Origin of the sequence: Nonomuraea roseoviolacea subsp. carminata, from assembly GCF_024172185.1 — a bacterium.
GTDB lineage: Bacteria > Actinomycetota > Actinomycetes > Streptosporangiales > Streptosporangiaceae > Nonomuraea > Nonomuraea roseoviolacea.
This window is the reverse complement of sequence record NZ_JAMZEC010000001.1, coordinates 2586414-2604632: the sequence shown is the minus strand read 5'-3', so window position 1 is coordinate 2604632 and position 18219 is coordinate 2586414. Positions and strand designations below refer to the sequence as shown.

At 67.1% G+C, this 18219-nt stretch carries 16 protein-coding genes; 14 read left to right on the top strand and 2 right to left on the bottom strand.

Going from position 1 to position 18219, the window contains the following annotated elements:
* Positions 1-304: 304 nt before the first annotated feature.
* Positions 305-3784: a DNA-directed RNA polymerase subunit beta gene (gene rpoB / locus HD595_RS11760; protein WP_253768412.1), complete on the top strand. Its 3480-nt coding sequence runs from the start codon at positions 305-307 to the stop codon at positions 3782-3784.
* 17 nt (positions 3785-3801) lie between these two features.
* Positions 3802-7677, top strand: a complete 3876-nt coding sequence (locus HD595_RS11755; RefSeq protein ID WP_253768409.1) for a DNA-directed RNA polymerase subunit beta' — start codon at positions 3802-3804, stop codon at positions 7675-7677.
* 142 nt (positions 7678-7819) lie between these two features.
* Here the strand turns inward: HD595_RS11755 and HD595_RS11750 are convergent, their stop codons facing one another.
* Together HD595_RS11750 and HD595_RS11745 are read right to left on the bottom strand one after the other, a co-directional pair.
* On the bottom strand, positions 7820-8053 hold the full coding sequence (locus HD595_RS11750; RefSeq protein WP_253768407.1) for a helix-turn-helix domain-containing protein: 234 nt from the start codon (positions 8051-8053) through the stop codon (positions 7820-7822).
* On the bottom strand, positions 8053-8751 hold the full coding sequence (locus tag HD595_RS11745) for a DUF2975 domain-containing protein (RefSeq protein WP_253768406.1): 699 nt from the start codon (positions 8749-8751) through the stop codon (positions 8053-8055). The genes HD595_RS11750 and HD595_RS11745 overlap by 1 nt, the downstream gene beginning before the upstream one ends.
* A 470-nt stretch (positions 8752-9221) precedes the next feature.
* Between HD595_RS11745 and rpsL the strand changes: the two genes are divergently transcribed.
* From rpsL to rpsC, 12 genes are all read left to right on the top strand, one after another.
* The gene (rpsL, locus tag HD595_RS11740) at positions 9222-9596 is read left to right on the top strand and encodes a 30S ribosomal protein S12 (protein ID WP_020542315.1); all 375 of its coding nucleotides are present in this window, start codon (positions 9222-9224) and stop codon (positions 9594-9596) included.
* Between the two features lie 2 nt (positions 9597-9598).
* The gene (gene rpsG / locus HD595_RS11735) at positions 9599-10069 is read left to right on the top strand and encodes a 30S ribosomal protein S7 (protein WP_055505082.1); all 471 of its coding nucleotides are present in this window, start codon (positions 9599-9601) and stop codon (positions 10067-10069) included.
* Between the two features lie 90 nt (positions 10070-10159).
* Positions 10160-12208 carry an elongation factor G gene (fusA, locus tag HD595_RS11730; RefSeq protein WP_253781133.1) on the top strand — a complete coding sequence of 683 codons (2049 nt, stop codon included), beginning with the start codon at positions 10160-10162 and terminating at the stop codon, positions 12206-12208.
* 163 nt (positions 12209-12371) lie between these two features.
* Positions 12372-13565, top strand: coding sequence for an elongation factor Tu (gene tuf, locus HD595_RS11725; protein WP_175587904.1), 1194 nt, complete (start codon positions 12372-12374; stop codon positions 13563-13565).
* A 271-nt stretch (positions 13566-13836) separates the two neighbouring features.
* Positions 13837-14145 (top strand): 30S ribosomal protein S10, encoded by a 309-nt coding sequence (rpsJ, locus tag HD595_RS11720; protein ID WP_030912931.1) that lies wholly within the window; start codon positions 13837-13839, stop codon positions 14143-14145.
* A gap of 14 nt (positions 14146-14159) precedes the next feature.
* Positions 14160-14813 (top strand): 50S ribosomal protein L3, encoded by a 654-nt coding sequence (gene rplC / locus HD595_RS11715; protein ID WP_175600303.1) that lies wholly within the window; start codon positions 14160-14162, stop codon positions 14811-14813.
* Positions 14810-15460: a 50S ribosomal protein L4 gene (rplD, locus tag HD595_RS11710; RefSeq protein WP_253768404.1), complete on the top strand. Its 651-nt coding sequence runs from the start codon at positions 14810-14812 to the stop codon at positions 15458-15460. The genes rplC and rplD overlap by 4 nt, the downstream gene beginning before the upstream one ends.
* The gene (rplW, locus tag HD595_RS11705) at positions 15460-15762 is read left to right on the top strand and encodes a 50S ribosomal protein L23 (RefSeq protein ID WP_020542309.1); all 303 of its coding nucleotides are present in this window, start codon (positions 15460-15462) and stop codon (positions 15760-15762) included. The genes rplD and rplW overlap by 1 nt, the downstream gene beginning before the upstream one ends.
* 105 nt (positions 15763-15867) lie before the next feature.
* Positions 15868-16704, top strand: a complete 837-nt coding sequence (gene rplB / locus HD595_RS11700) for a 50S ribosomal protein L2 (RefSeq protein ID WP_175587901.1) — start codon at positions 15868-15870, stop codon at positions 16702-16704.
* An 11-nt stretch (positions 16705-16715) separates the two neighbouring features.
* Complete coding sequence (gene rpsS / locus HD595_RS11695) at positions 16716-16994, top strand: 30S ribosomal protein S19 (protein WP_080043236.1); 279 nt, start codon at positions 16716-16718, stop codon at positions 16992-16994.
* 28 nt (positions 16995-17022) lie between these two features.
* Positions 17023-17376: a 50S ribosomal protein L22 gene (gene rplV, locus HD595_RS11690; protein ID WP_020542306.1), complete on the top strand. Its 354-nt coding sequence runs from the start codon at positions 17023-17025 to the stop codon at positions 17374-17376.
* Positions 17376-18218: a 30S ribosomal protein S3 gene (rpsC, locus tag HD595_RS11685; protein ID WP_175587899.1), complete on the top strand. Its 843-nt coding sequence runs from the start codon at positions 17376-17378 to the stop codon at positions 18216-18218. The genes rplV and rpsC overlap by 1 nt, the downstream gene beginning before the upstream one ends.
* Position 18219: the final 1 nt, after the last annotated feature.

The following is an 18219-nucleotide window of genomic DNA, read 5'->3' as shown; positions in this document are numbered from 1 at the left end:
CGTCCCCGTTCGCGGGTATCGTCTTGGGCCTGACGGTAGGCGCCCGATCACGCGGGGGAGAAAACCCAGCGTCCGGGCCCCTGGTCGGCGGAAAGTCCGGCTTGTGGGCTTGACGTTTCCGCGCGAACGGGCGATGCTGCGACCAACGTGGAGCATGCAGCGAAGGCGAAGTGGACAGGCGTGTGCCGTTCGGCTACACTGCCCCTTTGCGCTGCCCTTTGACGACCCGCTCCGCTTGCTCACGTTGCGAGGTTGTCTGGCGTGCGTGTAGTCAGTCCGCCGCGAGCCCTCGGAAGGACATCTGTTGGCAGCCTCGCGCAACGCCTCCGCCGTACCCGCCGGTCCCCGTCGCGTCTCTTTTTCGCGCATCCAGGAGCCCCTCGAAGTTCCTGACCTCCTCGCCCTGCAGACCGAGTCCTTCGACTGGCTGCTCGGCAACGAGAAGTGGAAGGCCCGGGTAGAGGCGGCTCGCCAGGCCGGTCGCAAGGACGTCCCGACCCAGTCGGGCCTCGAAGAGATCTTCGAAGAGATCAGTCCGATCGAGGACTTCTCGGGGACCATGTCCTTGTCGTTCCGCGACCACCGGTTCGAGCCGCCCAAGTACTCAGTCGATGAGTGCAAAGACAAGGACATGACCTTCTCCGCCCCGATGTTCGTGACGGCGGAGTTCATCAATAACACCACCGGTGAGATCAAGAGCCAGACGGTGTTCATGGGCGACTTCCCGCTCATGACCCAGAAGGGCACCTTCATCATCAACGGCACCGAGCGTGTCGTGGTCTCCCAGCTGGTCCGCTCGCCCGGTGTGTACTTCGAACGCAACGTCGACAAGACCTCCGACAAGGACCTGTACGGCTGCAAGGTGATCCCGTCGCGGGGCGCCTGGCTCGAGTTCGAGATCGACAAGCGCGACAGCGTCGGTGTGCGCATCGACCGCAAGCGCAAGCAGGCCGTCACCGTGCTTCTCAAGGCACTGGGATGGACCAACGAGCAGATCCTCGAGCGCTTCGGCCAGTACGAGTCCATGCGGGCCACCCTGGAGAAGGACCACACGGCCGGCCAGGACGACGCGCTGCTCGACATCTACCGCAAGCTGCGGCCGGGCGAGCCGCCGACCAAGGAGTCGGCGCAGACCCTGCTGGAGAACCTCTACTTCAACCCCAAGCGGTACGACCTCGCCAAGGTGGGTCGCTACAAGATCAACAAGAAGCTTGGCGTTGACGCGGAGATCACTCAGGGCACGCTCACCGAAGAGGACATCGTCGCCACCATCGAGTACATCGTCCGGCTGCACGCCGGCGAGGAGTCGATGCCGGCGGCCCCCGGTGCGCCGATCGACACGATCATCGTGGAGATCGACGACATCGACCACTTCGGCAACCGCCGTCTGCGCAGCGTCGGCGAGCTGATCCAGAACCAGGTCCGGCTGGGCCTGGCCCGTATGGAGCGGGTCGTGCGCGAGCGCATGACCACGCAGGACGTCGAGGCGATCACGCCGCAGACCCTGATCAACATCCGCCCGGTCGTGGCGTCGATCAAGGAGTTCTTCGGCACCTCGCAGCTGTCGCAGTTCATGGACCAGACCAACCCGCTGGCCGGCCTGACGCACAAGCGGCGTCTGTCCGCGCTGGGCCCCGGTGGTCTGTCCCGTGAGCGGGCCGGCTTCGAGGTCCGTGACGTGCACCCGTCCCACTACGGCCGGATGTGCCCCATCGAGACCCCTGAAGGCCCCAACATCGGCCTGATCGGCTCGCTGGCCTCCTACGGCCGCATCAACGCGTTCGGCTTCGTCGAGACGCCGTACCGCAAGGTCGTCGACGGCAGGGTGACCGACCAGGTCGACTACCTGACCGCCGATGAGGAGGACCGCTACGTCAAGGCGCAGGCCAACACGGCGCTCAACCCCGACGGGTCGTTCGCCGAGGCCCGCGTCCTGGTGCGCACCAAGGGCGGTGAGACCGAGCTGGCCCGTGCCGAGGAGGTCGACTACATCGACGTGTCGCCGCGTCAGATGGTGTCGGTGGCCACCGCGATGATCCCGTTCCTGGAGCACGACGACGCCAACCGCGCGCTCATGGGCTCCAACATGCAGCGCCAGTCGGTGCCGCTGCTCAAGAGCGAGGCGCCGCTGGTCGGCACCGGCATGGAGTACCGTGCCGCGACCGACGCCGGTGATGTGATCAGCGCGGAGAAGGCCGGTGTGGTCGAGGAGGTCTCGGCCGACTACGTCACGGTCATGAACGACGACGGCACCCGTACGACGTATCGGGTGGCGAAGTTCAAGCGCTCCAACCAGGGCACCAGCTTCAACCAGAAGCCGATCGTGGCCGAGGGTGACCGGGTCGAGGTCAACCAGGTCATCGCCGACGGGCCGTGCACCGACAACGGTGAGATGGCGCTGGGCAAGAACCTCCTGGTGGCGTTCATGCCGTGGGAGGGCCACAACTACGAAGACGCGATCATCCTGTCCCAGCGGCTGGTGCAGGACGACGTGCTGTCCTCGATCCACATCGAGGAGCACGAGGTCGACGCCCGTGACACCAAGCTGGGCCCGGAGGAGATCACCCGGGACATCCCCAACGTGTCGGAGGAGGTCCTCGCGGATCTCGACGAGCGGGGCATCATCCGCATCGGCGCCGAGGTCGTCCCCGGTGACATCCTGGTGGGCAAGGTCACGCCGAAGGGTGAGACCGAGCTGACGCCGGAGGAGCGGCTGCTGCGCGCGATCTTCGGTGAGAAGGCGCGTGAGGTGCGTGACACCTCGCTGAAGGTGCCGCACGGTGAGCAGGGCAAGGTCATCGGCGTGCGGGTGTTCTCCCGTGAGGAGGGCGACGAGCTGCCGCCGGGGGTCAACGAGCTGGTGCGCGTGTACGTGGCGCAGAAGCGGAAGATCACCGACGGTGACAAGCTGGCCGGCCGGCACGGCAACAAGGGCGTCATCTCCAAGATCCTGCCGGTGGAGGACATGCCGTTCCTGGAGGACGGCACGCCGGTCGACATCATCCTCAACCCGCTGGGCGTGCCCGGCCGGATGAACGTCGGCCAGGTGCTGGAGACCCACCTCGGCTGGATCGCCGCACGCGGCTGGGACATCTCCGGCATCGAGGAGGCGTGGGCCCAGCGGCTGCGCGACAAGGGCTTCGCCCAGGTCGAGCCGCGCACCAACATGGCCACCCCGGTCTTCGACGGCGCCCACGAGGAGGAGATCGTCGGTCTCCTCGGCAGCACCATCCCCAACCGCGACGGTGACCGGATGGTCCAGGAGAGCGGCAAGGCCCGCCTCTTCGACGGCCGCTCCGGTGAGCCGTTCCCGTACCCGATCTCGGTCGGCTACATCTACATCCTCAAGCTGCTGCACCTGGTCGACGACAAGATCCACGCCCGGTCGACCGGTCCGTACTCCATGATCACCCAGCAGCCGCTCGGCGGTAAGGCCCAGTTCGGTGGCCAGCGCTTCGGTGAGATGGAGGTGTGGGCGCTGGAGGCCTACGGCGCCGCCTACGCCCTGCAGGAGCTGCTGACCATCAAGTCCGACGACGTCCTCGGCCGCGTGAAGGTCTACGAGGCCATCGTCAAGGGCGAGAACATTCCCGAGCCCGGCATCCCCGAGTCCTTCAAGGTCCTCATCAAGGAGATGCAGTCGCTGTGCCTCAACGTCGAGGTGCTCTCCAGCGACGGCATGTCCATCGAGATGCGTGACACCGACGAGGACGTCTTCCGCGCGGCGGAGGAGCTCGGTATCGACCTGTCCCGGCGTGAGCCGAGCAGCGTGGAAGAAGTCTGAGGGGGAGATCGCACACAATGCTAGACGTCAACTTCTTCGACGAGCTCAGGATCGGCCTCGCGACGGCCGACGACATCCGTCAGTGGTCGCACGGCGAGGTGAAGAAGCCGGAGACCATCAACTACCGGACCCTCAAGCCGGAGAAGGACGGGCTCTTCTGCGAGAAGATCTTCGGTCCGACCCGCGACTGGGAGTGCTACTGCGGCAAGTACAAGCGCGTCCGGTTCAAGGGCATCATCTGTGAGCGCTGCGGCGTCGAGGTGACCCGGGCCAAGGTGCGCCGTGAGCGGATGGGCCACATCGAGCTGGCCGCCCCCGTCACGCACATCTGGTACTTCAAGGGCGTCCCGTCGCGCCTCGGCTACCTGCTCGACCTCGCCCCGAAGGACCTGGAGAAGGTCATCTACTTCGCGGCGTACATGATCACGCATGTCGACACCGAGATGCGTGAGCGTGACCTGCCGTCGCTGGAGGCGAAGATCTCCGTCGAGCGGCAGCACATCGAGCAGCGCCGTGACGCCGACGTCGAGGCCCGGCAGAAGAAGCTCGAGTCCGACCTGGCCGAGCTGGAGGCCGCCGGCGCCAAGGGCGACCAGCGCCGCAAGGTCCGCGAGGGCGCCGAGCGCGAGATGCGCCAGCTCCGCGACCGGGCCCAGCGCGAGCTGGACCGCCTGGACGAGGTCTGGAGCCGCTTCAAGAACCTCAAGGTCCAGGACCTCGAGGGCGACGAGCTGCTCTACCGCGAGATGCGCGACCGCTTCGGCCGCTACTTCAAGGGCGGCATGGGCGCGCAGGCGATCCAGGACCGCCTGATCAGCTTCGACCTCGACGCCGAGGCCGAGAACCTGCGCGAGACGATCCGCAGCGGCAAGGGCCAGAAGAAGGCCCGCGCCCTCAAGCGGCTCAAGGTTGTGTCGGCGTTCCTCAACACCACCAACTCGCCGCGCGGCATGGTGCTCGACTGCATCCCGGTCATCCCGCCGGACCTGCGCCCGATGGTGCAGCTCGACGGTGGCCGGTTCGCGACCTCCGACCTCAACGACCTGTACCGCCGGGTCATCAACCGCAACAACCGCCTCAAGCGTCTGCTCGACCTCGGCGCGCCCGAGATCATCGTGAACAACGAGAAGCGGATGCTCCAGGAGGCCGTCGACGCGCTGTTCGACAACGGCCGTCGCGGTCGCCCGGTCACCGGCCCCGGCAACCGTCCGCTGAAGTCCCTCAGCGACATGCTGAAGGGCAAGCAGGGCCGCTTCCGTCAGAACCTGCTGGGCAAGCGAGTCGACTACTCCGGCCGTTCGGTCATCGTCGTCGGCCCGCAGCTCAAGCTGCACCAGTGCGGCCTGCCCAAGCAGATGGCGCTGGAGCTGTTCAAGCCGTTCGTGATGAAGCGGCTCGTGGACCTCAACCACGCGCAGAACATCAAGTCGGCCAAGCGGATGGTCGAGCGCGCCCGCCCCGTGGTGTGGGACGTGCTCGAAGAGGTCATCACCGAGCACCCCGTGCTGCTCAACCGCGCTCCGACGCTGCACCGCCTGGGCATCCAGGCGTTCGAGCCGCAGCTGGTCGAGGGCAAGGCCATCCAGATCCACCCGCTCGTCTGCACCGCGTTCAACGCGGACTTCGACGGCGACCAGATGGCCGTGCACCTGCCGCTGTCGGCCGAGGCCCAGGCCGAGGCGCGCATCCTGATGCTCTCGACCAACAACATCCTCAAGCCGGCCGACGGCAAGCCCGTGACGATGCCCACCCAGGACATGGTCATCGGCCTCTACTGGCTGACCACCCAGAAGGAGGGCGCGACCGGCGAGGGCCGCGTGTTCGGCTCGATCGCCGAGGCGCAGATGGCCTTCGACCGCCGCGAGCTGGAGATCCAGGCGAAGATCCAGATCCGGCTGAAGGACGTCCTGCCGCCCCGCGACTGGGTCGCGCCGGAGGGCTGGGAGCAGGGTGACCCGATCCGCCTGGAGACGACGTTCGGCCGGTGCCTGTTCAACCAGACGCTGCCGGCGAGCTACCCGTTCGTCAACTTCCAGGTCGGCAAGAAGCAGCTGTCCACGATCGTGAACGAGCTGGCCGAGACCTACCCCAAGGTCGAGGTCGCCAACTCGCTCGACGCGCTCAAGGACGCCGGCTTCCGCTGGGCGACCCGTTCCGGTGTCACGATCGCCATCGACGACGTCGTCGCGCCGCCGAACAAGTCCGAGATCATGGAGAACTACGAGCGCCGCGCCGACAAGGTGCAGCGTGAGTACGAGCGTGGTCTGATCACCGACGAGGAGCGCCGTCAGGAGCTCATCGAGATCTGGACGCACGCGACGGCCGACGTCGAGACCGACATGGTCAACGCCTTCCCGGCGACCAACCCGGTCTGGATGATGGTCAACTCCGGCGCCCGAGGCAACAAGATGCAGGTGCGTCAGATCGCCGGCATCCGCGGCCTGGTGTCCAACACCAAGGGTGAGACGATCCCGCGGCCCATCAAGGCCTCGTTCCGCGAGGGCCTGTCGGTGCTGGAGTACTTCATCTCCACCCACGGACAGCGAAAGGGTCTGGCCGACACCGCTCTGCGGACCGCCGACTCGGGTTACCTGACCCGTCGTCTGGTGGACGTGGCGCAGGACGTCATCGTGCGCGAGATCGACTGCGGCACCGACCGCGCGGTCCCGCTGCACGTCGGCGAGCGCGACGCGTCGGGCAACCTGGTCAAGGCCGAGAACGCCGAGTCCAACGTGCACGGCCGCATCCTGGCCGAGGACGTCGTGGTCGACGGCAAGGTCATCGCGGCCGAGGGCGTGGACATCAACGACACCCACGTGACCGCGCTGGTCGCGGCGGGCATCGAGACCGTCCGCACCCGCAGCGCGCTGGTCTGCGAGGCGAAGATCGGTGTCTGCGCGACCTGCTACGGCCGCTCGCTGGCCACCGGCAAGCTCGTGGACGTCGGCGAGGCGGTCGGCATCATCGCCGCCCAGTCGATCGGTGAGCCGGGCACGCAGCTGACGATGCGTACCTTCCACACCGGTGGTGTGGCCGGTGCCGACATCACCCACGGTCTGCCCCGAGTCCAGGAGCTGTTCGAGGCGCGCATCCCCAAGGGTGTCGCCCCGATCTCCGAGGCGGAGGGCCGGGTCCGCATCGACGAGACCGACAAGGCCAGGAAGATCATCGTCACGCCGGACGACGGCTCGGAGGAGATCGCCTACCCGGTCTCGATGCGTTCGCGCCTGCTCGTCTCGGAGGGCCAGCACGTCAGCGTCGGTCAGCAGCTGATCGCCGGTGCCGTCAACCCCAACGAGGTGCTGCGCATCCTCGGCCCGCGCGCCGTGCAGCTGCACCTGGTGGCGGAGGTCCAGCAGGTCTACCGGTCGCAGGGTGTGTCGATCCACGACAAGCACATCGAGATCATCGTGCGGCAGATGCTCAAGCGCGTGAACGTGCTGGAGTCCGGTGACACCGACCTGCTGCCCGGCGAGCTCGTCGAGCGGCCGCGCTTCGAGCAGATGAACCGCGAGACGGTGGCGGAGGGCGGCTCGCCGGCCGCCGGCCGTCCGGTGCTCATGGGCATCACGAAGGCGTCGCTGGCCACCGAGTCGTGGCTGTCGGCGGCCTCCTTCCAGGAGACGACCAGGGTCCTGACGGACGCGGCGATCCACGCCAAGTCCGACTCGCTCCTGGGCCTGAAGGAGAACGTCATCATCGGTAAGCTCATCCCGGCCGGTACGGGCATGCCCCAGTACCGCAACATCCGGGTCGAGCCGACCGAGGAGGCCAAGGCCGCCATGTACACCGTGGGCGGCTACGACGGCTCCGCGGCCGACTACACCTTCGGCACCGGCAGCGGCGAGGCCGTGCCGCTGGAGGAGTACGACTTCGGCCAGTACAACCGGTAGTCCGTCCGCCGTACGTGACGCGCCCGGGTGCCTCCACTGGAGGCCCCGGGCGCGTCCCGTTTTCCGGCCGTCTCATGGCAGTCGCTGCCGCTCGCGCCCCCGCGGAGAGGGACAGCGGGCGCGGGAGCCCGCGCCCGGCCCGCTAAGGGCGGGGAGTGAAGGACAGCAGGTCGCCCGGCTGACAGCCGAGCACCTCGCAGATCCTGGCCAGGGTCGAGAAGCGGATCGCCTTGGCCCGGTTGTTCTTGAGGATGGACAGGTTCACGTTCGTGATGCCGACCCGGTCGGCCAGCTCGACGAGCGTCATGCCGCGCTCTTCGAGCAGCCGGTCCAGGTGGACCTCGATGGCGTACTCGGAGCTGTCGGCGGGTGGCATCAGACGGTTCCTTCGAGTTCCTCACGCATGGACGCGCCGACGCGGACGACCCGCGCCATGACGACGAGGCCGATCCCGGCCACCAGGAAGGCCCAGGGCAGGCTCCAGTTGTGCAGGGCGTACTCCCAGGGCCGCCTGATGGTGGTGGCCACCATCGACTCGGCCAGGCCGGTCTCGGCGATCGCGGTGTAGAGCGACGACACGAGCGTACCGGCGGCCAGGAAGAGGCCGAGGAACCGCAGCCGGGTGACGACGGCCACGTCGAAGCCGCCCTCGCGCCGGGCCCGGCTGATCAGCCGTTCGAGCAGGACGAGCCCGGCCAGTAACACGGCGGTGGTGGCGAAGCGGGAGCTCTGGTAGAGCAGCTGGGTCGCGACACTGGAGTCGTCCCTGCACAGTTGGGGGATCGGCTCGTTCACCTCGGCGCCCTGGGCGAGCGGGTACATGAACGGCCCTGAGGTGCTCGCATCCATGGCCGCGAGCAGGCGTGAGTCCTCGGTGAAGTTGCCCGGCACGCTCAAGGCGCCGGGGCCGGTCGCGCACACCAGGCTCTGGGTGCCGCGGCTGCCGAAGGCGTTCTCGCCGCCGGTCACGACCGCCCGGCCGATCTCGTACGCCGTCACGGCGACGAACAACGCGAGCAGCACGCGCACCGTGATCACCGTCCACTTCAGGGAGGACGCTTGGGGGGAACTCATGGAAGGCGCTCCATATCGTTGATCGATAACATCGAGGAGCGATGGTATCGACTTTCGATATGCGGTCAAGTGGTTTCGAGATGCCGATGTGACGGGAAGCACGACGAAGCGCCGCGCGGGCCGGATATGATAGGCGCGGAGCAGTAGTAGTCCCGGGCCTTGATGAACGGCCTCTGCGATCCGGAGTGGCGAGCCTTGTCCGCTTTGCCGCGCCGCTTTGACGTGTCGCAGTGACCTAGGTAGTCTTGAGCATCGTGCCCGTTACTATGCGGGCTCTCGACCGTGCGCTCATTTTGGGAGCGCGGGACGGCTTCCTGGCTCGTAACCCACGCGGATGTGTCTGTGCGAACAGCGCGACACGCCCGAGCGCGGGGGCGCGGGGGGAGGCACGAACAGCAGGTCATGACACCGGCAGTACCTGCGTTTCGCACAACTGACGTAACACCGGCCAAGGCACGAACGGAGTGGCAGTGCCCACTATTCAGCAGTTGGTCCGCAAGGGCCGGCAGGACAAGGTCTCAAAGACCAAGACTCCTGCCCTCAAGGGGAGTCCGCAGCGACGCGGCGTGTGCCAGCGCGTCTACACCACGACTCCGAAGAAGCCCAACTCGGCACTGCGCAAGGTGGCCCGTGTGCGGCTCACCAACGGCATCGAGGTCACGGCCTACATCCCCGGTGTGGGTCACAACCTGCAGGAGCACTCCATCGTGCTCGTGCGTGGCGGTCGTGTGAAGGACCTGCCGGGTGTTCGCTACAAGATCATCCGTGGTTCGCTCGACACCCAGGGTGTCCGCAACCGTAAGCAGGCCCGTAGCCGCTACGGCGCGAAGAAGGAGAAGAGCTAACAATGCCTCGCAAGGGTTCTCCTGGCCGTCGTCAGCTCATGGCTGACCCGGTTTACAGCTCGCCGCTGGTCACCGCCCTGATCAACAAGGTGCTTCTGGACGGCAAGCGCTCCATCGCGCAGTCGATCGTCTACGGCGCCCTCGAGGGCTGCAGGGACAAGACGGGCAACGACCCGGTCGTCACCCTCAAGCGCGCGCTTGACAACGTCAAGCCGACCCTCGAGGTCCGCAGCCGCCGCGTCGGTGGCGCGACCTACCAGGTGCCGGTCGAGGTGCGCGCCGCGCGCAGCACCACCCTGGCCCTGCGCTGGCTGGTGCAGTACTCCCGCGCCCGCCGCGAGAAGACCATGACCGAGCGCCTCATGAACGAGCTCCTCGACGCCAGCAACGGCCTCGGGGCGAGCGTGAAGAAGCGCGAGGACACCCACAAGATGGCCGAGTCCAACAAGGCCTTCGCCCACTACCGCTGGTAACCCCGGCGGGTTCGACGAGACGACGAGGACGCGAGAGAAGTGGCCACCACGACCGCTCTTGACCTGGCCAAGGTCCGCAACATCGGGATCATGGCCCATATCGACGCGGGCAAGACCACCACGACCGAGCGCATCCTGTTCTACACCGGCATCAACTACAAGATCGGTGAAGTCCACGAAGGCGCTGCCACGATGGACTGGATGGAGCAGGAGCAGGAGCGCGGCATCACGATCACGTCTGCCGCGACGACCTGCGAGTGGCTCGGTCACACCATCAACATCATCGACACCCCGGGTCACGTCGACTTCACCATCGAGGTGGAGCGTTCGCTCCGCGTCCTCGACGGCGCGGTCGCCGTGTTCGACGGTGTCGCGGGCGTTGAGCCGCAGTCGGAGACGGTGTGGCGCCAGGCTGACCGCTATGACGTCCCCCGCATCTGCTTCGTGAACAAGATGGACCGGGTCGGCGCGGAGTTCCACCGCTGCGTCGACATGATGGTCAACCGCCTGGGCGCCACCCCGGCGGTCATCCAGCTGCCGTGGGGCGTTGAGGCCGACTTCAAGGGCGTCATCGACCTCATCAGGATGAAGGGCCTCATCTGGAGCGCCGAGGCGGCGAAGGGCGAGATGTACGACACCGTCGACATCCCGGCCGACCACGCCGACGTCGCTCGCGAGTGGCGCGACAAGCTGGTCGAGACCGTCGCCGAGAACGACGACGAGCTGATGGAGCTCTTCCTCGAGGGCACCGAGCCCACCGAGGAGCAGCTGATCGCGGCCATCCGCCGCGCCACGCTGAGCAGCGCCATCAACCCGGTCCTGTGCGGCACCGCGTTCAAGAACAAGGGCGTGCAGCCCCTGCTCGACGCGATCGTCGCCTACCTCCCCGCGCCGACCGACATCCCGGCCTTCAAGGGCCACGCGGTCGGCAACGAGGAGAAGGTGATCGAGCGTCACGCGGACCCGAGCGAGCCGTTCTCCGCTCTGGCCTTCAAGATCGCCAGCGACCCGCACCTGGGCAAGATCACCTACATCCGCATCTACTCGGGCACGCTCGAGGCCGGTTCACAGGTCGTCAACTCTGTGAAGGGCAAGAAGGAGCGGATCGGCAAGATCTACCAGATGCACGCCAACAAGCGCGAGGAGCGCCCGACGGCGATCGCCGGCCAGATCGTCGCGGTCATGGGTCTGAAGGACACCACGACCGGCGACACCCTGTCCGACCCGTCGAACCAGGTCGTGCTCGAGTCGATGACGTTCCCGGCTCCGGTCATCAACGTCGCCATCGAGCCCAAGACCAAGGGCGACCAGGAGAAGCTGTCGACCGCGATCCAGCGGCTGGCCGAGGAGGACCCGTCCTTCCAGGTCCGTCGTGACGAGGAGACCGGCCAGACCGTCATCTGGGGCATGGGCGAGCTGCACCTCGAGATCCTCGTCGACCGCATGCGGCGCGAGTTCAAGGTCGAGGCCAACGTCGGCCGCCCGCAGGTGGCCTACCGCGAGACCATCCGCCGCAAGGTGGAGAAGATCGACTACACCCACAAGAAGCAGACCGGTGGTTCCGGTCAGTTCGCGCGGGTGATCATCGATCTGGAGCCGCTGGGCGAGGGCAACGACGGCTACGAGTTCGAGAACAAGGTCACCGGTGGCCGCGTTCCGCGGGAGTACATCCCGTCGGTCGACGCGGGCGCCCAGGAGGCCGCGGAGTTCGGTGTTCTGGCCGGCTACCCGATGGTGGGCGTGAAGGTGACGCTCACCGACGGTGCCGCGCACGACGTCGACTCCTCGGAAATGGCGTTCAAGATCGCCGGCTCGATGGCCTTCAAGGAGGCCGCGCGCAAGGCTGACGCCGTGCTTCTCGAGCCGATGATGGCCGTCGAGGTCACCACGCCCGAGGACTACATGGGTGACGTCATCGGTGACCTCAACGGTCGCCGCGGGCAGATCCAGGCGATGGACGAGCGGGCCGGCGCCCGCGTCGTCCAGGCGCTCGTGCCGCTGTCTGAGATGTTCGGCTACGTTGGTGACCTGCGTAGCAAGACGCAGGGGCGCGCGAGCTACAGCATGCAGTTCGACTCCTACTCGGAGGTGCCTCCGGGCATCGCCAAGGAGATCGTCGCGAAGGCCCGGGGCGAATAGTCCCGGGACCCCACGAGGCGGGGCGCCGGCCAGCCGGCGCCCGGCCGTCGAGGAGGCCACGGCCTCTGGTGGGGTGGTGTGAGCCGCCCCACCGTCTAGGGGTTCGGGAAGTCCCGGGCCCGTGTGTGCAGACGAAAGTCACAGATTCTCAAGGAGAGAACCAGTGGGCAAGGCCAAGTTCGAGCGGAACAAGCCGCACATGAACATCGGCACCATTGGGCATATCGACCACGGTAAGACCACGCTGACCGCGGCGATCACCAAGGTGCTCCACGACCGTTACCCCGAGCTGAACCAGGCCACGCCGTTCGACAAGATCGACAAGGCGCCCGAGGAGAAGGCCCGCGGCATTACGATCTCCATCGCGCACGTCGAGTACCAGACCGAGAAGCGCCACTACGCCCACGTGGACTGCCCCGGTCACGCCGACTACGTGAAGAACATGATCACCGGTGCCGCTCAGATGGACGGCGCCATCCTCGTGGTCGCCGCCACCGACGGCCCGATGCCGCAGACGAAGGAGCACGTCCTCCTGGCCCGCCAGGTCGGCGTCCCCTACATCGTCGTGGCCCTCAACAAGTCCGACATGGTGGACGACGAGGAGATCCTGGAGCTCGTCGAGCTCGAGGTCCGCGAGCTCCTCTCCGCCCAGGAGTTCCCCGGCGACGACCTGCCGGTCGTCCGCGTCTCCGCGCTCAAGGCTCTTGAGGGCGACGAGAAGTGGGCCGACAGCATCATCGAGCTGATGAACGCCGTCGACGAGAACGTGCCCGAGCCGCCCCGTGAGACGGAGAAGCCGTTCCTCATGCCGGTCGAGGACGTCTTCTCGATCACCGGTCGCGGCACGGTCGTCACCGGCCGTATCGAGCGCGGCATCGTCAAGGTCAACGAGCAGGTCGACATCATCGGCATCAAGCCGGAGAAGACGACGACCACCGTCACCAGCATCGAGATGTTCAACAAGATGCTCGACGAGGGTCACGCGGGCGACAACGCCGCCCTGCTGCTCCGTGGCATCAAGCGCGACGACGTCGAGCGCGGCCAGTGCATCATCAAGCCGGGCACGACCACCCCGCACACCGAGTTCGAGGGCCAGGTCTACATCCTGTCCAAGGACGAGGGCGGCCGCCACACGCCGTTCTTCAACAACTACCGCCCGCAGTTCTACTTCCGTACGACTGACGTGACCGGTGTCGTGCACCTCCCCGAGGGTACCGAGATGGTCATGCCGGGCGACAACACCGAGATGCGCGTTGAGCTGATCCAGCCCATCGCCATGGAGGAAGGCCTCAAGTTCGCGATCCGTGAGGGTGGCCGCACCGTCGGCGCCGGTCGGGTCACGAAGATCATCAAGTAGTTCGATCGCGGGGCGGCGGTCGGCCCCCACGTCGGGGCCGACCGCCGCACCACGAGCAGGACAGGAGCCGGCAGGCTCCCGTCCGCCCCCCACGCGAGCCGTGATCTCGCAGTTCCTTCGGCAGTGACCGAAGTAACTGCCGGATCACGGAAGAAACGGCAGATCATCTGCGTCTGTCACGTGGGGCTTCGCGGGCTCACGCCCGCAGCAATCAGCGGCCGCCGGCCGCACGATACTTTTTCAGACGACAGCGAAGGACACCGAGGCCACTATGGCGGGACAGAAGATCCGCATTCGGCTCAAGGCCTATGACCACGAGGTCATCGACGTTTCGGCCAAGAAGATCGTCGAGACGGTGACGCGGACTGGCGCGAAGGTCGCGGGCCCGGTGCCGCTGCCGACCGAGAAGAACGTGTACTGCGTCATCCGCTCGCCGCACAAGTACAAGGACAGCCGCGAGCACTTCGAGATGCGCACGCACAAGCGGCTGATTGACATCATCGACCCGACGCCCAAGACCGTCGACTCGCTCATGCGGCTCGACCTCCCCGCGGGCGTCGACATTTCGATCAAGCTCTGAGGGATCACACTGACATGGCTAAGACGATCAAGGGCGTCCTGGGCAAGAAGCTCGGCATGACCCAGGTCTTCGACGCGGACAACCGGCTCGTACCGGTCACCGTGGTCGAGGCCGGTCCGTGTGTGGTGACCCGCGTCCGCACCGTGGAGAAGGACGGCTACTCCGCCGTCCAGCTCGGCTTCGGGCAGGTCGACCCCCGGAAGGTCAACAAGCCGCTCGGCGACTACCTGCGCAAGCACGACATCACCCCGCGCCGTTATTTCGCGGAGATCCGCACCGACGACGCGAGCGACTACACCCTGGGCCAGGAGCTGCTGGCCGACACCTTCGAGGCCGGCCAGTTCGTCGACGTGACGGGCAAGAGCAAGGGCAAGGGCTTCGCCGGTGTCATGAAGCGGCACGGCTTCGGTGGTCTGGGCGCGTCGCACGGTACGCAGCGCAAGCACCGCTCGCCGGGTTCCATCGGTGGCTGCGCCACCCCGGGCCGCGTGTTCAAGGGCCTGCGCATGGCTGGTCGGATGGGTAACGTCCGCACCACTGTGCAGAGCCTGAAGGTTCACGCCGTCGACGCCGAGAAGGGTCTCATCCTCATCAAGGGTGCGATCCCCGGCGCCAACGGCAGCCTGGTCCTCGTCCGCACCGCTGCCAAGAAGGGGGCTGCCAAGTGACCAGCATTGACGTCCTCGACGCCAGCGGCGCCAAGACGGGCACCGTCGACCTGCCGGAGGACATCTTCGGCGCCAAGGTCAACATTCCTCTGATCCACCAGGTGGTCGTGGCCCAGCTCGCCGCTCGCCGGCAGGGCACCCACAAGGCCAAGACCCGTGGTGAGGTCAGCGGCGGCGGCAAGAAGCCGTACCGCCAGAAGGGCACCGGCCGCGCCCGTCAGGGCTCGACCCGCGCTCCGCAGTTCGCCGGCGGTGGCGTCGTCCACGGCCCGGTGCCGCGCGACTACTCGCAGCGCACGCCCAAGAAGATGAAGGCCGCCGCCCTGCGTGGCGCCCTGTCCGACCGGGCCGGCGGCGGTCGCGTCCACGTGGTGAGCGGTCTGGTCGAGGGCGAGACGCCCAAGACCAAGGCGGCCCTGCAGGCGCTGCGCAAGATCACCGACGCCCGTACCGTGCTCGTCGTGGTCGACGAGGCCGACGAGCGCACGTGGCTGAGCCTGCGCAACGCCCCGGAGGTCCACCTGCTGGACGCCGGGCAGCTCAACACCTACGACGTGCTCGTGCACGACGACGTGGTCTTCACCCGTGAGGCCTACGACCAGGTCGTGGCGCGGCTGTCGGCTCAGAGCGAGAAGGAAGACGCCTGATGGAGAAGATCGCCGACCCGCGCGACGTCATCATCAAGCCGGTCGTCTCCGAGAAGAGCTACGGCCTGATCGATGAGAACAACAAGTACACGTTCCTGGTGAAGAAGACCGCGAACAAGACCCAGGTCAAGATCGCCGTCGAGCAGATCTTCGGGGTCAAGGTCACCAGCGTGAACACGATCAACCGGCAGGGCAAGCGCAAGCGCACCCGCACCGGCTACGGCAAGCGTCCCGACACCAAGCGCGCGATCGTGAGCCTGGTCGAGGGCGATCGGATCGACATCTTCGGTCAGATCGGCTAGCAGCCACAGAAAGAGAGCGGGCCATGAGGCCCGTGGGGGATCGAGACCGTCGCACTTCGGTGCGGCGGGCTCACCCATGTAACCGACGAAGGATGAACGAAAAAGATGGGCATCCGTAAGTACAAGCCGACGACTCCGGGTCGCCGCGGCTCGAGTGTCTCGGACTTCTCCGAGATCACCCGCAGCACGCCCGAGAAGTCGCTGCTTGCGCCCCTTCACAACAAGGGCGGCCGCAACGTACACGGCCGGGTCACCGCGCGCCACCAGGGCGGCGGTCACAAGCGCGCCTACCGGATCATCGACTTCCGTAGGCATGACAAGGACGGTATCCCGGCGAAGGTCGCTCACATCGAGTACGACCCCAACCGCACCGCCAACATCGCTCTGCTGCACTACGCCGACGGCGAGAAGCGCTACATCATCGCGCCGACCGGCCTCAAGCAGGGCGACCGCATCGAGAACGGCCCCGCTGCCGACATCAAGCCGGGCAACTGCCTGCCGCTGCGCAACATCCCGACCGGTACCTTCATCCACGCGGTGGAGCTCCGTCCGGGCGGCGGCGCCAAGCTCGGCCGCTCCGCGGGCGCCCAGATCCAGCTGCTCGCGAAGGAAGGCCAGTACGCCACGCTGCGTATGCCGTCCGGTGAGATGCGCATGGTCGACGTGCGCTGCCGGGCGACGGTCGGTCAGGTCGGCAACGCCGAGCAGGCCAACATCAACTGGGGCAAGGCCGGCCGTATGCGGTGGAAGGGCAAGCGCCCGACCGTCCGCGGTGTCGCGATGAACCCCGTCGACCACCCGCACGGTGGTGGTGAGGGCAAGACCTCCGGTGGTCGCCACCCGGTGAACCCGAAGGGCAAGCCCGAGGGCCGCACCCGCCAGGCCAACAAGTCCAGCGACCGGCTGATCATCCGTCGTCGGAGCAAGAGGAAGAAGCGGTAGGAGCAGCCGAAATGCCACGTAGCCTTAAGAAGGGTCCCTTCGTGGACGAGCACCTTCAGAAGAAGGTGGACGCCCAGAACGAGAAGGGCACCAAGAACGTCATCAAGACGTGGTCGCGGCGCTCCATGATCGTGCCTGACATGCTCGGGCACACGATCGCCGTTCACGATGGCCGCAAGCACGTGCCGGTGTTCGTCACCGAGTCGATGATCGGCCACAAGCTGGGAGAGTTCGCCCCCACGCGGACCTTCCGCAGCCACGTCAAGGAAGACCGCCGCAGCCGGCGATAGCAGCCTTCAGAAGTCAGAGGAGTAAGCGATGGAAGCCAGGGCTCAGGCGCGGTTCGTCCGCGTCACGCCCCAGAAGGCCCGCCGTGTGGTGGACCTTATTCGCGGGCTGCCCGCTTCGGAGGCGCAGGCCGTGCTGCAGTTCGCTCCCCAGTCGGCGAGCGAGCCGATCTACAAGGTGCTCAGCAGCGCGATGGCGAACGCTGAGCACAACTTCGACCTCGACCCGCAGACGCTCGTCGTCAGCCGGGCGTGGGTCGACGAGGGCCCGACGCTGAAGCGGTTCCGTCCGCGTGCACAGGGTCGCGCCTATCGGATCAACAAGCGGACGAGCCACATCACTGTGATCGTGGAGTCCCGCGAGCCGAAGGGAAGGACCCGATAGTGGGCCAGAAGGTTAACCCGCACGGGTTCCGCCTCGGCATCACGACCGACTTCAAGAGCCGGTGGTACGCCGACAAGCTGTACAAGTCGTACGTCGCCGAGGACGTGGCGATCCGTCGCATGCTGCAGAAGGGCATGGAGCGGGCCGGCATCTCCAAGGTGGAGATCGAGCGCACGACCGACCGCGTCCAGGTCGACATCCACACCGCGCGTCCGGGCATCGTCATCGGCCGTCGCGGCGCGGAGGCCGACCGCATCCGCGGTGACCTGGAGAAGCTGACCAAGAAGCAGGTCCAGCTCAACATCCTCGAGGTGAAGAACCCCGAGATCGACGCCCAGCTCGTCGCGCAGGGTGTCGCCGAGCAGCTCTCCAGCCGTGTCTCGTTCCGTCGGGCCATGCGCAAGGCGATGCAGTCGGCCATGAAGAGCGGCGCCAAGGGCATCCGGGTGCAGTGCTCGGGTCGTCTGGGCGGCGCCGAGATGTCGAGGTCGGAGTTCTACCGCGAGGGTCGTGTGCCGCTGCACACGCTCCGCGCTGACATCGACTTCGGGTTCTACGAGGCCCGTACCACCTTCGGCCGGATCGGCGTGAAGGTGTGGATCTACAAGGGCGAGGCTCCGACGAGCCGCGCCGAGCGCGAGGCGGCGGCCGCCGGTGCCCGTGCCGGCCAGCGTCGCGAGCGTGATGACCGTCGGGGTGGCGGCGACCGTCCCCGCCGCGGTGGCGCCGGTGGCGCCCGCCGTGGTGGCGGCCGCGGTGACCGCGCCCCCAGGACCGAGGCGGCCGCGCAGGCCGCCCCCGAGACCGGCCCGGCTGCGCAGCCGGGTGCTGAAGGGAGCTGAC

What these genes read in the sequence shown, in the direction of transcription:
- rplV (WP_020542306.1), top strand. Translation starts at nt 17,023, where the DNA reads ATGGAAGCCAGGGCTCAGGCGCGGTTCGTCCGCGTCACGCCCCAGAAG.
- HD595_RS11745 (WP_253768406.1), bottom strand. Translation starts at nt 8,751, where the DNA reads ATGAGTTCCCCCCAAGCGTCCTCCCTGAAGTGGACGGTGATCACGGTG.
- fusA (WP_253781133.1), top strand. Translation starts at nt 10,160, where the DNA reads ATGGCCCATATCGACGCGGGCAAGACCACCACGACCGAGCGCATCCTG.
- HD595_RS11755 (WP_253768409.1), top strand. Translation starts at nt 3,802, where the DNA reads ATGCTAGACGTCAACTTCTTCGACGAGCTCAGGATCGGCCTCGCGACG.
- rpsJ (WP_030912931.1), top strand. Translation starts at nt 13,837, where the DNA reads ATGGCGGGACAGAAGATCCGCATTCGGCTCAAGGCCTATGACCACGAG.
- rpsG (WP_055505082.1), top strand. Translation starts at nt 9,599, where the DNA reads ATGCCTCGCAAGGGTTCTCCTGGCCGTCGTCAGCTCATGGCTGACCCG.
- rpsS (WP_080043236.1), top strand. Translation starts at nt 16,716, where the DNA reads ATGCCACGTAGCCTTAAGAAGGGTCCCTTCGTGGACGAGCACCTTCAG.
- HD595_RS11750 (WP_253768407.1), bottom strand. Translation starts at nt 8,053, where the DNA reads ATGCCACCCGCCGACAGCTCCGAGTACGCCATCGAGGTCCACCTGGAC.
- rplB (WP_175587901.1), top strand. Translation starts at nt 15,868, where the DNA reads ATGGGCATCCGTAAGTACAAGCCGACGACTCCGGGTCGCCGCGGCTCG.
- rplW (WP_020542309.1), top strand. Translation starts at nt 15,460, where the DNA reads ATGGAGAAGATCGCCGACCCGCGCGACGTCATCATCAAGCCGGTCGTC.
- rplC (WP_175600303.1), top strand. Translation starts at nt 14,160, where the DNA reads ATGGCTAAGACGATCAAGGGCGTCCTGGGCAAGAAGCTCGGCATGACC.